This is a genomic window from Halorientalis marina, assembly GCF_023028345.1.
Lineage (GTDB): Archaea > Halobacteriota > Halobacteria > Halobacteriales > Haloarculaceae > Halorientalis > Halorientalis marina.
In genome coordinates this window covers 2,799,103-2,813,793 of the sequence record NZ_CP095487.1, presented here as the reverse complement: position 1 = coordinate 2,813,793, position 14,691 = coordinate 2,799,103, and the positions used below count along the sequence as shown (strand labels likewise).

The following is a 14,691-nucleotide window of genomic DNA, read 5'->3' as shown; positions in this document are numbered from 1 at the left end:
TCCCAGCGCCCGCCGCCGGAGTCGCGGGGGTGCCCGTCAGTCGTCGTCGGCGGCTCCCGGGGTGGAGTCGCCGTCCGTGGCCGCGCCGCGGTTGGTCGTGGCCCGGTCGCCCTGCTCGACGTCGAAGTCGTCGAGCATGGCTTCGAGGTCCTGAGACCGGTCGGCGAGGCGGTCGATGGCGTCGGTCACCTCCGAGATGGAGGCGGTCTGCTCCTCGGCGGAGGCCGCGGCCGACTGCGCGCGTTCGGTGGTGCGCTCGCTGATCTCGCCGACGTCCTCGACCTGCGCGACCACCTCCTCGGTGGTGGCGGCCTGCTCGTCGGTGGCGTCGTTGATCGACTGGACGCTCGCGTTTGCGTCCTCGACGGACTCGACGATCGCTTCGAGCGTGTCGACGGTCCGGTCGACCGTCTCGATCCCCTCGGTCACCCGCTCGCGCATCCCCCGGACGTCCGCGACCGTCTCGGTGGTGGCGTCCTGCACGTCCGCGATTCGGGCCTCGATCTCCTCGGTGGCGTCCTGGGTCTCCTCGGCCAGCCCCTTGACCTCGTCGGCGACGACGGCGAAGCCCTCGCCGGCTTCGCCCGCGCGGGCGGCCTCGATGGCGGCGTTCAGCGCGAGGATGTTCGTCTGCTCCGCGATATCGTCTATGAGTTCCGCGATCTCGCCGATGGCTGCCATCTCCTCGTCGAGGCGTTCGACCTCGGTCACGACCGCCTCGGCCTTCTCCTCGATGGCGTCCATCTCCGTGACGGCCTCCGTGGCGGCCTCGTTGCCCTGCTCGCCGAGATCGGCGGCTTCGGCCATCGTCGACGCGACCTCGTCGGCCGAGGAGGCGACCTCCTCGATGGTCGCGGACATATCCGTGAGCTGTTCGGTCGCGTCGGCGAGCGTCCGGTCCTGCTCGTCCGCGTCCTCGGCGATCCGCTGGACGGCCTCGCTGACGTCCTCGCTGGCGGTCTGGACCTCCATCGCGCTGGCCGAGACCTGTTCACCGGAGGCGGCGACGGTCTCGGCGAAGTCCTGGATGTCGACGACCGTCCCCGCGAGGTCCGCGAGCATCTCGTTGAACGCCGCGGCGATTTCGGCCATCGCGTCGCTGTCGGCGTCCTCGTCGAGCCGTCGGGTGAGGTCGCCGTCCGCCGCCTCGGCCATCAACTCGCCGAACCGCTCGGCCTGGGATTCGAGCGAGGCCGCCAGCGTCTCGGCCTCCTCGCGAGCCTCCCGGGCGTCGCTTCTGGTCCGTTCGAGTTCCGAGACGAACTCCTCCAGGTCGGTCCGCATCGTCGCCAGCGACCGGCCGAGGTCGCCCGGCACCGCCTCGTCGAGGACGGCCGCGTCGAACTCCTGGCTGGCGAGGGCGTCGGCCTGCGCGGCGACGGTGTCCAGGTACGAGACGGTCTCGTCGAACGCCGAGAGGGCCTGTCCCACCTCGTCGACGCGGTCGGTGTCCGGGACCGAGACGGCGAGGTCACCCTCCGCGATGGACTCGGCGTTGTCCCGGAGGACGTTCAGGCTCTTGACGGTGTTACGGCCGATGGTCGCTCCGAGGAGGATGAACCCGAACAGCGCGACCCCGAAAAGCAAGAGGAGGTCGTTGCCGACTGCCGTTCGGAGGGCGTAGGCGTTCGACGTGGGGGCGTGTTTGAGCAAGACCCAGTCGGTCCCCCTGACGGGGGCGTAGGCGACCAGTTGGCTGGAGTTGTTCAGTTCGACGACGCCCTGCTCGCCGCGGAGCCCCGCCTGGAGCGGCGCCGCGTCGGAACCGAGTTCGTACTCCTGCAGTACCATCCTGTCCTCGCGGGCGAACGCGACGTACCCGTCACCGGCGACGACCTGCGTCGTGCTGTTGTTGACCGTCGTCCGGAACGCCTCGGCGCGGGTCGTCGGGTCGACGGTGAGCATCACCGCCTGCGACGTCCCCTCGATCCGGCTGACGAAGGCCATGCGCTCCTCGCCGCCCTCGAGGTACACCTTCGAGACCGCCACCGTCGACGGGTTCGACATGTCCAGTGAACTTACCATCCAGTCGATGTTCGCGTTCGAGAGGTTCCGACCTTCCATGTCCGTGTCGGTGCTCTCGAGGACCTCCCGCGAGTCGAGGTCGACGTAGTGAACCGCCCGCGTCTCCGCCGGCAACTGGGTGAGTTCGGCGTCGATCCGTTCAGAGATCGCCCCCCTGTCGCCGCTCCGGAACACGGCGTACGAGGAGAGCATCCGCGTCGACCGCTGGTTGCTCTCGAGCCAGGTCGCCAGTTCGCTGGCTTCGAGGCCAGCCGTCGTCTCCAGTTCGCCGTGAACGTCGGCCGTGAGATCGCCCGACACCCCCTGATAGGAGAACAGGCCGACCGCCAGGGTCACCGCCGCGACGAGCAGGACGACGACGGCGAACTTCGCCATGTAACTCCGCCGTATCGCGTCCGGGACGAACCGCCGGACCGTTTCACGCCACATCGGGGACCTCCGTGTCCGTGAGACACTCTCGAATGGTAATTGCAAACATGATAGATGGCTCCAGCGTTGTCTATTTCGGGAGATGATATTAACAATATAAAAGCCGTTCGGCCAGCAATCGGATTTGATAATGCCGCGCGCGGTGTGGGGTCTCCCTGCGCTCGTCGGGGTCGTCGACCGGCAGCGGTGATTCCCCTAGCCGGTGTTTTTCATTCCGGCAGCGATTCCCTGGACGGTCAATCGGAGCGTACGCCGTTCGGCGTCGGTCAGTTCGTCCGCTTCGAGGAGCCGTATCTGGAGGAGGTTCAGCGGGTCGACGTAGGGGTTCCGGCGTTCGAGGTGGTCGGCCATCCACTCGCGGGTGACGAGGTCGTCGCGGTTCGTGATCGACCGCACGAGTTCGACGGCGTCGGTGTACTCCTCGCGAATCCGGGGAAAGACCCGCTCGCGCAGGTCGGAGTCCGCCAGGTCCGCGTACTCGCTCGCGATCTCCATGTCGGTCCGGGCCAGCGCGAGCGCGGCGTTGTCCAGTATCGACCGGAAGAAGGGCCACGCGCGGTACATCTGCCGGAGGGTGTCCATCTCCCCATCGGCGTCCAGATACGCTCGGAGCCCGGTCGCCAGCGAGTACCAGCCGGTGATGATACAGCGGGCCTGGGTCCAGGAGAACACCCACGGGATCGCGCGCAGGTCCTCGACGGCCCGCTCTTCGGAGCGGGAGGCCGGCCGCGACCCGAGGTTGAGGTCCTCGATGACGGTGATCGGCGTCGTCTGCTCGAAATAGGCGACGAACCCCTCCGTGTCGAGGAGGTCCTGGTACTCGGCGCGGGCGGCGTCGGCGGCCGTCTCCATCGCCTCGGTCCACGCCTCGGGAACGCGCTCCGCGGGCTGGTTCATCGCCTCGTAGCGGGCGCGAATCTGGGCGTTCGTCATCTGTTCGAGGTTCCGTCCGGCGATGTCGTCGTTCGCGTACTTCTCGGCGATGGCCTCGCCCTGTTCGGTGAACTTGATCTCGCCGGTGACCGTCTCGTTTGGCAGGGCGAGCATGGCGGCGTTCATCGGGCCGCCGCCACGGGAGATGGAGCCGCCGCGGCCGTGGAACAGGCGCATCTCCACGTCGTAGTCGTCGCAGATTTCGGCCAGTCGCTTCTGGTTGCGGTGGAGGCTCCAGTTGGCCGCGAGGTAGCCGTTCTCCTTGTTCGAGTCCGAGTAGCCGAGCATGATCTCCTGACGGTTCCCGCGGGCGTCCAGCGCCGCGGCGTAGGCCTCGTTCTCGAACAGCGTGCCCATGATTCGCCGGGCGCCCGAGAGGGCGTACTCCGTTTCGAGGAGGGGAACCACGTCCAGCCCGCAGTAGCCCGGGAGGTCGACGATGCCGGCCTGGTCGGCGAGAAAGAGCACTTCGAGGACGTGACTGGGCTCTTCGCACATACTGATACAGTAGGTGTCGATGGCGTCGACGCCGTACTCGCGCTGCCAGTCCGCGAGTTCGTCGAACCGCCGGCAGACTTTGGCCGCGGTGTTGTCCAGTCCCTCGCGGTCGGCCACGTCGATGACCGGCCGGTCCTGCATGATCGCCTCGGTGAGGACCTCGACGCGTTCGTCTTCGTCCATTCCCGCGTAGTCGATGCCCTCGCGGGCGAGCGTCTCGGCGACGGTCGCGGTGTGCTGTTCCTGGTGGTCTCGGAGGTCGAGGCTGGCGAGCGTGAAGCCGAAGGCCTCGACTTTCCGGACGAGCGGGTCGACGTGCGCCCTGGCGATGGTGCCGGCGTCGTTCCGCCGGAGGCTCTCGGCCAGGGTCCGGAGGTCGGTTACGAGGTCGTCGGCGTCCTCGTAGCCGCCCGAACGCACGTCGTCCACCCGGAGGACGCGCTCGCGCATCAGTTTCAGCTTCTGTCGGTATGGCTCGTCGGGGTAGCGCTCACGGGCCGCGGCGGCGACGCCGGGCAGTCGCTCGCGGTCGGCCGCCAGCCGCTCCGCGAAGGCCTCGCCCACGTCGAGGCTCTGTCGGTCCTGGCTACAGATACCCGAAAGCGCCTTGAGTTCGTCGCGGTAGAGCGGGAGGACGGTCGCCCGCTGGCGTTCCAGGGTTTCTGCGGTCACCTCCGGGGTGACGTAGGGGTTGCCGTCGCGGTCGCTCCCGGCCCAGGACCGGAACTCGAACAGTTTCGGCACGTCGATGTCCGCCTCGTACCTCGCGTCGAGTTCGGCCTCGAGTTCGTCGTAGACCTCGCTGACCACGTCGAAGAGGACGTTCTCGATGTACCACTGGACGTTGAGCGCCTCGTCGGTGACCTCCGGGCGGCGCCGGCGGACCTGCGGGGTCTGCCACAGCCCCGTCACCTCGGCGCCGATGTCACGCTCGACGGCCGCGGTCTCGCGGTCGGTCAGCCGCACTTCGTCGAGCGTTTCGAGGTGGTCCGCGACCGAGCGAAGCTTCGCTTTGACCGTCTTCCGGCGCGCCTCCGTGGGGTGAGCGGTGAAGGTCGGCTGAATCAACACGTCGTCCAGAATCCCCTCGACGGTGGCGGCGTCGGCCTCGTCGGCGTCCAGTCGGCTGACCGCCGCGGCGATGCTGTCGGCCAACATACCGTTCTGCTCGCCCTCGCGGATCTGTCGGACGCGGTGGCGCTCCTCGGCGAGGTTGATCAGCTCGAAGTACGTCGTGAACGCCCGCGCGACCACGTCCTGGCGGTCCGGGCCGATGGCGTCTAGCACCTCGCGAAGCGGTGCCCGCGTCTCCGTGTCCCCCCGCCGGTAGTCGATGGCCGACGTGCGGAGCCGCTCGACCGTCTCCAGTGCCGCCGTCGAGGTCTGGGCCTCCAGTATCTCGCCCAGCAGCGTCGCCAGCTCGTCGACGTCCTGTCCCACGTCCCTGGCGTGTAAATCCATACCACACTTTGGCCGCCGCACCATCAAAACGCTGGCGAAATTCCACAGATATATACTCCGTTCTGAGTAAAAATATATGACGGTGGGTACCCCTCGGAGCGGTCGGCGGTACGATCCGGACCCGACTCGCCGACCTGTCCGTCCGTCGGCCTCTTTCCGCTTCGAAAGGCTACCGAATTTTAAGAGGAGACCCACGGTAATCACCCGCATGGGACTCCGGAGTTGGCTCGCGGGGCTGTTCGCGGTCGACGACGGCGGCGAGGGGGACGACCCCGACGAGGGGACGCTGGACCTCGTCGTCGACGTCGAGCGACGGGCGGGTGCGATCATGGAACACTACGGGCTGGACGGCGAGGACGCACGGACGGCCGCCGAAATTCTCGACGAGGAGGTCACACGCGAGGAGGGGTACGCCCGGACGATGATCGCCGACCGCGTGGCTCGTGAACTCGACGTGGACGAGGACCTGGCACGGACCATCGTCGACACCGAGGTCGCGTCGATCCGCAACCTCGCACGGGCCAGGAAGTTCGAGCAGCAGGCGGACGACGGTGCTCGCTTCCGGTGGGTCGACTCGGTCGGCACCGACGACAGTCCGGTCTGCGCGGACGTGCGGGCCGCCATCGACGACCGCGGCCCCGTCTCGCGGTCGGAACTGGAAGACGCGATCCGCGAGGCCGCGAGCGACCACGACGAGGGCACGCCCGAGCGTGCCGACGACCTGATCCCCCACGAGTCCTGCCGGCACACGGTCGTCCGGCACATGGAGGCCTGACGTCAGGACGCCTGTCGGAGCGGATCGGTGTCGGCCTGATCCGTGAGGCCGGTGATCTCGAACCGTGCACCACCGGTCTCGCTCTCGGTCACGTCGATCTCCCAGCCGTGTGCCTCCACGACCGTCTGGACGATTGCGAGGCCGAGCCCGGTCCCGCTCTCGGCCGTCGTGAACCCTCGCTCGAAGATGTCGTCCCGCTGTGCGTCCGGGACACCCGGTCCGTCGTCAGCCACGTAGAACCCGCCGTCGCAGCGTCCGACCGTGACGGTGACGGCGGGGTCGTCACCTCCGGCCTCGCCAGCGGACGCCGTCGCGTCGCTCGTCCCGTGCTCGACCGCGTTTCGGAACAGGTTTTCGAGGGCCTGCCGAAGCCGGCCGCGGTCCGCTTCGAACTGGAACGAATCCGTCACGTCGAGTGACGCCTCCCGGGCGTCGACGCTGCTCCAGGCGTCGGTCGCGACGGCGGACAGGTCGGTCGGTTCGGTCCCCTCGATGGTCCGGCCCTGCCGGGCCAGCGTCAGGACGTCCTCGATGATAGCTTCCATCCGCTCGTGGGCTCCCCGGACCGCCTCGAAGTGTTCGGGACTTTCCTCCCGTTCGGCGAGTTCGAGGCGGCCTTCGGCCACGTTGAGCGGGTTCCGGAGGTCGTGTGAGACGATGCTCGCGAACCCCTCCAGTTGCTCGTTCTGGCGTTCGAGTTCGTCGGTCCGCGCTTCGAGCGCCTGCTTCCGACGCTCCCGCTCGGTCGTGTCGTGGACGATACCGACCCGGCCAGTCACTTCGCCGTCGGTCCGGAGAGCGGAGATCGTCAGGTCGAAACAGCGCCGCTCGTCGAACGGGGTCTCCACCCAGACACCGGTGAACTCCCCCTCGACACCGGGTTCGAGGAACGGCGTCTCCTCCCGGACGAATATCTCGGGCGGCAACACCTCCGTGAGTTGCTTCCCGACGACACGGTTATCGCCCCGGGCGAGGATTCGCTTGCCCATCGGGTTGATGTCGACGACCCGGTTCCGGTGGTCGGCGACCAGTACACCGCTGCCCATCTCCTCGATGACGGTGTTCCTGGCGACCGGAGCGAGACTCCGCGACTGGAATCCGATCGCCGACAGCAACCGCGTGAGCGGGAGGAACCCGTAGGACCGGTAGCCGACGAACACGAGCACCGAGAGGCCGCCGAACAGGAGGTTCGCGAGCGGTGCGAGCGTCTGGTGCGGCGTCGGGCTCAGGCCGGCGACGCTCGCCATCTGACAGACCGTGAGCAGGACGCTGTAGCTGAGAAAGAAGAAGGTCCGCTTGCGGTAGACGTTTCGCGACCCGACGAACTTCTGTAAGAGGAGCCAGTCGCCGGCGAGCAGGACCGCGTAGTCGAAGGCGAGCAACGTCCAGACGGCGGGCCCGAGGCCGGTCTCGAACCGGAATCCGCCCGCGACCGCTCGCACCGTCGGGTCCACGTACACGAGCGCGCCCACGTCCCCCAGCGCGAGCGCGACGACCGTGACCGGAACGACGGCCAGTCCGGCGACGGTCCATCGGGTCACGTACGCCGGACGGCCGGTGTAGAGCAGTGCGAACAGGAGCAGCGACGGCCCGATGAGTCCGAGACCGACGATAGTCAGGTCGTACCCGAGCAGCGCGCCTGTCAGCGAATCGCTCGACACGACCAGTGCCTGTCCGAACGCCCACAGCGCTAGACTGCCCTCCACGGCTGCCAGGGGTACCACGCCGGACTTCGGCCGCTCCCTCCAGACGAAGTACGTTACCAGTAGTGATAAAGACCCAGAAACCACGAGGAGAGTTGGGAGGAGCGGCAACTGGGCCTTCATGGTAATTACAACTATCTGGCCTGTACGAAAAGGGTTCTCCCCAATTATAAAAACAAATAACTGCGGACTACGGCACCGTCACTCCTCGTCGTCGTACTCCTCGAGCGCCTCCTCGAACTCGGGGTCGAGTTCCCGGCGGTTCGCGCCGATGTCCTCGTTCATGCGCTTGATCCAGTAGAAGAAAATCAGCATGAGCGCGAGGACGACGAGGAGGACGGCCAGGATGGCCGCCAGCGCCTGGCCGGCGGGCCCGCCCGAGGCGGCACCGAAAATAAGTACCACCATCCCGAGGAGCACGAGGGCAACGACGGCCTTCGGGTCGGCCAGCCCCGACAACTTCTCCAGCATACCCGCCACTCCCGTTGGAGCGGGCTTGAACGTTGGGGCCCCGCCCGGTCCGTCCGCCGGTCGCGTGGGACCACATCGGCACGGGCGTCGAGGGGGAGTCCGACCCGAGCGTCGCGTTCAGAGCAGGTCGAGGTCGGTCAGCCGCCGTTCCAGCCGATCAGTCGCATCCGCGTCCATGCGGCGGAGCGGCGAGCGGAGCGGCCCCGGCTCGAAGTCGAGGTCGCGCAGGGAGAGCGCGGTCTTGACTCCCGCCATGTACGGCCCGTCTTTGATCGCGTCCCGGGCGTCGTAGACGGTGCTCTGGAGTTTACGGGCACGCGTCTCGTCGCCCGCGTCGTAGGCCTCGTACAGGTCGACGACCAGTTCCGGGAAGGCGTTGGCGACGGCACTGACCATGCCGGCACAGCCCGCGTCCAGCCCCGGCACGAGCAGCGAGTCCGAGCCGACGAGGTAGGTGAGTTCCGGCACGCGGTCGACGGCCCGTGCGAGCCAGGGGACGTCCTTGCTCGAATCCTTCAGGCCCGCGACGCCGTCGATGGCCGCGATCGCTTCGAGCGCGGACAGCGAGAGCGCGTTGCCCGTCCGCGAGGGGATGTGGTACACGTACACCGGCACGTCGACGGCCGCGGCGACCGCGCGGTAGTGGTCGACCGCTCCCCGGTCGTCCAGGGGATAGTAGAAGGGGGTGACGACGATGACGCCGTCGGCACCCGCCGCTTCGGCGTGATCGGCGTGGGCCACCGTCTCGCGCGTGCTCGGCGCGCCGACGCCCGGCACGACCGGCACCTCGTCGATGCCGTCACAGACCGCCTCGACGATTCCGCGGCGCTCCTCGCCAGTCAGCAGCGCGAACTCGCCGTTCGTCCCGAGTGGAAAGACGCCATGAACTCCCCCCTCGACGACGAACCGCGCGTGTGCGACCGTCGCCTCGTAGTTCACGTCCTCCGACTCCGTGAACGCGGTTATCGTCGGCGGGACCACGCCCGACAGCCCGAGCGGGTCCGTCGCCCCGACCGCTGTCGATCCCGTCATGAGCCACCCTGTGCCGCCCTTCGGGTAATACCTTCCGCTTGCTCGTGTCGCTTCTTCGAGTGTGAGTTAACTTTTTGTCACCGGCGGCCCTGACTAGACGTATGTGTCAGATAGAGATTAGTAGATCGCTCGCGGCGCGGGTCGGGACCCACGAGGCGCACGTCAGGGTCGTCGAGGGGAACACGGTCCGTGATATCATCGACCGACTCGCCGACGAATACGGGGCCCAGGTCCGCTCGGGGCTGCTCGACGGCGACCGGCTCCGGTCGGACGTGATCGCGAAACGCCACTCCGAGATGATGACCGAGTCCGTCACCGCCGACTCCGAGATCGAACCCGACGACGAACTCGAGTTCCACCTCACCTCCGAGCACGACAAAGTCACGAACGAAGCGACCTGACGCCGATGACGGCCGGTCTCTCCCCCCTTCTTCACTCCTGGATACTCGACAGCCTGCCGAGCGCGTAGATCGTCCGCAGCACCTCCGTGGCCTGACCCGGGTCGAAGACGAGTTCGTCCGTCCGGATGACGTGGTCGAGTACGTCCCGCGAGGCGTGTTCCGGCGCGGCCGCGAGGCCGTAGTCGTGCTCGGCGACCCACTCCATCACCCTGAGGTCGCTCTTGCTGTCGCCCATCACGACACAGAACGGGTCGTCGATGCCCAGCACGTCGAAGGCGGCCTCGACGCCGGCGACCTTGTTCAGTTCGAGACTGCCGATCTCGGCGGCGTCGGCCTCGTAGTAGGCCACGTCGATGCGCTCGAACACGCCGGCCACGTCGTCGGGCACGTCCGCCGGGTCCGCGTCGGGGATAGCCCCCTCCGTCTCCAGGACCGTCCGGATTTCGGGGTCCTGCTCGGCGTAGCAGGCCCGCGCCCACGCGCCGGCGGTCGCCGCGTCCTCGTCGCGGCCCAGTTCCGTCGCGACGGCGTCACCCAGCAGGTCGAGTTGGTAGACCAGCGCCTCGTCGATCACGGCGCGGGCCTGCTCGCTCCCCGTCTCGAAGTTGGGCTTCATCGTGACGTTGAACTCGTTGCCCTGGAGGTGACAGCCCCGCCGGAGGTCGTCGGGGGCCGCCGAGAGGACCCGCGAGCGGACGGCGTCGAACACCGACCGGATGCGTTCGTCGAGCCCCTCGAAGAGGAGCTGTTTGGTGTCGTTGCCATGACCCGGCGTGAACACGCCCGTCCCGGCCTCGTAGACGATGCTCAGCTCGCCGGAGTGGACGATCTCGTTGCCCAGCCCCTGAATCATGAACCCCTTGACGTTCTCCAGGGTCTGCCCGGTGCAGACGACGATGGGGACGCCCTCCTCGTGGAACTCGGTGAGGAGATGGAGCGTGTCGCGGGGAATCTCGTTGTCCGTCCGCCCCGCGGACCGGAGCGTCTCGTCCACGTCGAGGACGAGGCAGTTGACGGCGCGGTCGTACTTCGAGAGGAGGTCGAGCGCGGCGAAGGCCTGCTCGCGGGAGGCCATCGCGGCCAGCGAGGCGAACGTTTCGCCGGTCGCGGGGAACGCCTGCCGGATCTCGTCTTTCCCCTCCCCCAACTCCTCGCTGGCGTTTTGCCAGTGTTCCAGCGCGACCCGGGAGTCAACGGGCGGGAACAGATCGACGAAGTCCTGGTACGCTCTGAGTCGTTCCGTATCGAACTCCTCGTACAGGCGATACAGCTGATCGTACCGCTTCATACACCCCCTCCGCCCACTGCCGGCATAAGGGTGGTGGGGCCGGGCACCGCCGGTGGCGGTGCGCCCGGACCGAGGACCGTCACCGTGGGTGCTTTGTGAGTCGGCCACGAAGGGTCGGCGATGCCAGCAGGCGTCGTCATCGCGGGCGGGTACGCGACGCGATTCGGGGACGGGGACAAGGCCGTCGCCGACCTCGCCGGCGTCCCGATGCTCCGCCGGGTCGCCGACCGACTCGCGCCCGTCGTGGACCGACTGGTGGTCAACTGCCGGCGCGAGCAGGTCCCTCGCATCGAACCCGTGCTGGCGGATTACGACCACCCGGTCGACCTCGCCGAGGACCCCGAACCGGACCAGGGGCCGATGGCGGGCATCCGCACGGGTCTCCGGGCCGTCGACAGCGAGTACGCCGTCGTCGTCGCCTGTGACATGCCCTACGTCTCGCCGGCGCTGGTCGAGTACCTCTTCGAGCGGGCCGCCGGCTACGACGCCGCAGTCCCGAAGGTCGGGGACGGCTGGTACCAGACCACGCAGGCGGTCTACCGCGCCGAGGCGATGGCGGCCGCCTGCGACCGCGCGCTCGACCGCGGCGAGCACAAGATCCTCGCGCCCCTCGAGGACCTCGAATACGTCGTCGTCACCGAAGCGGAGGTCCACGAACACGCCGACACCGACACCTTCCGGAACATCAACACCCGCGATGAACTGCGCGAGGCCGAGACGGACTTCGAGTAGTCAGTACAGCACCGAAACGAGCGGATCGTCCGGCGCGGCGAGCCGAGTGAGCGCGACGCCGTCGATGCGGTCGTGGTCGACGAGCCGGTTCCCGATCCGGTTCGCCGCCGCCTCGTCCGCCGCGCCGTCCACCTTGTTGACGACGGGGACGACCGTTGCGCCCTCCGGGACGCCTTTCAGCCCACCCTCCGGACTCGTGAGGACCGTCGCCACGTCCCCGGCTTCGATCCGCTCGCCCGCGGAGAGGCCGGTCAGGTCGGCCACGCGCTCCGGGCGGTGGACGTGTTCGTCGGTGAGCGGCTGCCCCTCGACGTGAGCGCTCACGACCGGGATCACGGTGTCCGCCGTCCGCGGAATCCGTGGCTCGTTCTCGCCCGGTGCCTTGAACTCACGGGCGCGAGCACCGTCGGCCTTGACGAGCACCGCGTCGGCTTCGCTCCGCTGTGCGAGCAGGGCAACGGTCTCGGGGTCGTAACCGTGGTAGCGGTCGTCCTCGCGTTCCGGGACGAGTCCGAGCGGGAACCGCTCCGGGTCGTCGAACGCGTGCTCGAGTGTGGTGACGGGGTCGTCGGTCACGGTTACCTCGGCGACGTTCGGATCGAAGATCGGGATGCGAACGGTCGCGGTCACGACGGCGCGGTCGAGTCGCTCGGCGAGCGCGTACAGCGTCGATTTCTTCCCGCCCGCCCCGACGACCGCGACCAGCCCGTCCGCCGCAAGCGCGTCCACGAGGCCCATACTCGCCCGTCGGCCGCGAGACACAAATGTTCCCCGAGGCCGAGAGCGTGTGCTAGCGCTTGTCAAACCAGTGGCCCGGTAGTGGCCGCTGACCGCGACGGGGGCCGCCGCTACCCCGTCACTCCACCCACAGCGTCTTGCGGTTGACGAACTCCTTGATCCCGGGTTCGGCCAGCTCGCGGCCGTAGCCGGAGTCGCCGACGCCGCCGAAGGGCACCCGTGGGTCGGACTTGACGAGCTGATTGACGTAGACACAGCCGGCGTCGATGCGGCGGCCGACGCGGCGGCCGCGGTCGCGGTCCGCGGTCCAGACGCTCGCGCCGAGGCCGAATCGCGTGTCGTTGGCCGTCTCGACGGCGTCGTCCTCGTCCTCGACCTCCAGAACGGCCGCGACGGGGCCGAACGTCTCCTCGCCGGCGGCCGGACAGTCCGGGGGCACGTCGGTCAGGACCGTCGGCGGATAGAACGCTCCATCGCGGTCGAGCGGTTCGCCGCCGGTCACGACCGTCGCGCCCGCGTCGACGCTCGCCTCGACCTGCTCGTGGAGGTCGGCCATGAGGTCTTCGCGTGCCTGCGGGCCGATTTCGGTGTCCTCGTCCATCGGGTCGCCGACGGTCAGCGACTCGATCTCGTCGACGAGACGGTCGACGAACGCGTCGTACACCTCGGTGTGGACGAGGAAGCGCTTGGCGGCGATACAGGACTGGCCGCCGTTGAGGTTGCGCGCCCACGCGCCGATCTCGGCGGCGTCGTCGAGGTCGGCGTCGTCCAGCACGACGAAGGGGTCGCTCCCGCCGAGTTCCAGCACCGTCTTCTTCAGGTTCTCGCCGGCACTGCTGGCGACCGCCCGGCCCGCCGGACCGCTGCCGGTGAGCGTGGCCGCCCGCAGGCGCTCGTCCGCGAGCATATCGTCGACGAGATCCGATGGCGCGAGCAACGACTGGAAGACGTCCTCCGGGTAGCCGGCCTCGCGGAACACCTCCTCGATAGCCAGCGCACAGCCGGGGACGTTCGAGGCGTGTTTCAGCAGGCCGACGTTCCCCGCCGTCAGGTACGGGGCGGCAAAGCGGAACACCTGCCAGAACGGGAAGTTCCAGGGCATCACTGCCAGCACCGGACCGAGGGGGTCGTAGACGGTCTGGACGTCCGAGCCCGGCGGACTCGGGTGTCCCTCGGGCGTCAGATAGGAACTCGCGTGCTCGGCGTAGTGGTCACAGACCCAGGCGCACTTCTCGACCTCCGAGCGGGCCTGGGAGATGGGTTTCCCCATCTCGCGGGTCATCGTCTCGGCGTACTCCTCGGTGTTCTCCCGGAGCACGTCGGCCGCGGCGGCGAGCAGTTCCTCGCGCTCGCGGAGCGGGCGTTCGCGCCAGGACTCGAAGGCGTCCGTCGCCCGGTCGAGCGCCGCGTCGGCGTCGCTCCACGTCGCCGTCTCGTAGGTCGCGACCGTCTCGCCGGTCGCCGGATCGATGGCTTCCATACGCACCACCTACACGCCCGGCCCGATTAAGATTCGGGGCGAACCGGTTACCACACCGACCGTTCTCGGCCGCTCAGACCCGTTGCGTGCCGCCCTCGACGAGCCGTTCGAGCTGTTCGGGCGGCACCGCACCGCGGGCCGCGTGGCCGTCGTAGACGAACGTCGGCACGCCGGTGATCCCGTGTTGCTGTGCCGCACGGAACTGCTCGGTGACGCGCTCTTGGGCCTCGTCGTCGTCGATCACTTCGCGGACCTCCTCGGGGTCGATCCCGGTGTCCGCGGCGAGGTCGGCCAGCACGTCAGCGTCGCCGATGTCGCGACCGTCGACCCACAGCGCCTCGAAGATCGCTTCGTCGAAGTCGAGCCACTGGTCGGGGGACGTCTCCTGTACGTGATACGAGACGACCTGGGCGGGCAGCGAGTCGATCTCACGGGAGAGGTCGAGGGTCATCTCCACGTCGTAGCGGTCCTGGAGTTTCCGGACGTTCTCCTTTGCCTGCTCGTAGTAGGACTCGTCTTTCCCGTCGTCGACGGAGTGGTCGATCTCGCCGTCGGGACCGCGTTTCCCCGAGCGGAGGTCGAAGGGGTGCCACTCGATCTCCAGGGGTTCCTCGCGGGTTTCCTGATACTGCCGCAGGGACTCGCGGCCGAGGTAACAGAACGGGCAGACGTAGTCGGAGTAGATACCGATCGTCTCGGAAGCGCTCATACCCGACGGAGGGGTC

12 protein-coding genes are annotated in these 14,691 nt (G+C 68.3%); 3 read left to right on the top strand and 9 right to left on the bottom strand.

What is annotated here, in order from left to right; genetic code table 11:
* Nucleotides 1-36 precede the first annotated feature (36 nt).
* Both MUG96_RS14435 and ppc read right to left on the bottom strand, forming a co-directional pair.
* Nucleotides 37-2,454, bottom strand: a complete 2,418-nt coding sequence (locus MUG96_RS14435) for a methyl-accepting chemotaxis protein (RefSeq protein WP_246983829.1) — start codon at nucleotides 2,452-2,454, stop codon at nucleotides 37-39.
* 195 nt (nucleotides 2,455-2,649) lie between these two features.
* The gene (gene ppc / locus MUG96_RS14430; protein WP_246983827.1) at nucleotides 2,650-5,346 is read right to left on the bottom strand and encodes a phosphoenolpyruvate carboxylase; all 2,697 of its coding nucleotides are present in this window, start codon (nucleotides 5,344-5,346) and stop codon (nucleotides 2,650-2,652) included.
* Nucleotides 5,347-5,554: 208 nt separating this feature from the next.
* Between ppc and MUG96_RS14425 the strand changes: the two genes are divergently transcribed.
* Nucleotides 5,555-6,121 (top strand): hypothetical protein, encoded by a 567-nt coding sequence (locus tag MUG96_RS14425; RefSeq protein ID WP_246983825.1) that lies wholly within the window; start codon nucleotides 5,555-5,557, stop codon nucleotides 6,119-6,121.
* A 2-nt stretch (nucleotides 6,122-6,123) separates the two neighbouring features.
* Here MUG96_RS14425 and MUG96_RS14420 read toward each other — a convergent pair whose 3' ends face one another.
* From MUG96_RS14420 to MUG96_RS14410, 3 genes are all read right to left on the bottom strand, one after another.
* On the bottom strand, nucleotides 6,124-7,947 hold the full coding sequence (locus MUG96_RS14420) for a histidine kinase N-terminal 7TM domain-containing protein (RefSeq protein WP_246983824.1): 1,824 nt from the start codon (nucleotides 7,945-7,947) through the stop codon (nucleotides 6,124-6,126).
* A 78-nt stretch (nucleotides 7,948-8,025) separates the two neighbouring features.
* The gene (locus MUG96_RS14415) at nucleotides 8,026-8,295 is read right to left on the bottom strand and encodes a hypothetical protein (RefSeq protein WP_246983822.1); all 270 of its coding nucleotides are present in this window, start codon (nucleotides 8,293-8,295) and stop codon (nucleotides 8,026-8,028) included.
* A gap of 117 nt (nucleotides 8,296-8,412) precedes the next feature.
* Nucleotides 8,413-9,327, bottom strand: coding sequence for a dihydrodipicolinate synthase family protein (locus MUG96_RS14410; RefSeq protein WP_246983821.1), 915 nt, complete (start codon nucleotides 9,325-9,327; stop codon nucleotides 8,413-8,415).
* Nucleotides 9,328-9,428: 101 nt separating this feature from the next.
* Here MUG96_RS14410 and MUG96_RS14405 point away from each other — a divergent pair, with 101 nt between their 5' ends.
* Nucleotides 9,429-9,728, top strand: coding sequence for a hypothetical protein (locus tag MUG96_RS14405; protein WP_246983820.1), 300 nt, complete (start codon nucleotides 9,429-9,431; stop codon nucleotides 9,726-9,728).
* Between the two features lie 31 nt (nucleotides 9,729-9,759).
* Here MUG96_RS14405 and MUG96_RS14400 read toward each other — a convergent pair whose 3' ends face one another.
* Complete coding sequence (locus tag MUG96_RS14400; protein WP_246983819.1) at nucleotides 9,760-11,016, bottom strand: HAD family hydrolase; 1,257 nt, start codon at nucleotides 11,014-11,016, stop codon at nucleotides 9,760-9,762.
* Nucleotides 11,017-11,136: 120 nt separating this feature from the next.
* Between MUG96_RS14400 and MUG96_RS14395 the strand changes: the two genes are divergently transcribed.
* Entirely contained in the window at nucleotides 11,137-11,748 is a 612-nt protein-coding gene (locus tag MUG96_RS14395; protein ID WP_246983818.1) for a molybdenum cofactor guanylyltransferase, read from the top strand.
* On the opposite strand, the gene yqeC is transcribed toward MUG96_RS14395, so the two are convergent.
* The 3 genes from yqeC to MUG96_RS14380 form a co-directional block, all read right to left on the bottom strand.
* Nucleotides 11,749-12,486, bottom strand: coding sequence for a selenium cofactor biosynthesis protein YqeC (yqeC, locus tag MUG96_RS14390; protein ID WP_246983817.1), 738 nt, complete (start codon nucleotides 12,484-12,486; stop codon nucleotides 11,749-11,751).
* 118 nt (nucleotides 12,487-12,604) lie between these two features.
* Nucleotides 12,605-13,966: an NAD-dependent succinate-semialdehyde dehydrogenase gene (locus MUG96_RS14385; RefSeq protein ID WP_246983815.1), complete on the bottom strand. Its 1,362-nt coding sequence runs from the start codon at nucleotides 13,964-13,966 to the stop codon at nucleotides 12,605-12,607.
* A 73-nt stretch (nucleotides 13,967-14,039) separates the two neighbouring features.
* On the bottom strand, nucleotides 14,040-14,675 hold the full coding sequence (locus MUG96_RS14380; protein ID WP_246983813.1) for a DsbA family oxidoreductase: 636 nt from the start codon (nucleotides 14,673-14,675) through the stop codon (nucleotides 14,040-14,042).
* Nucleotides 14,676-14,691: the final 16 nt, after the last annotated feature.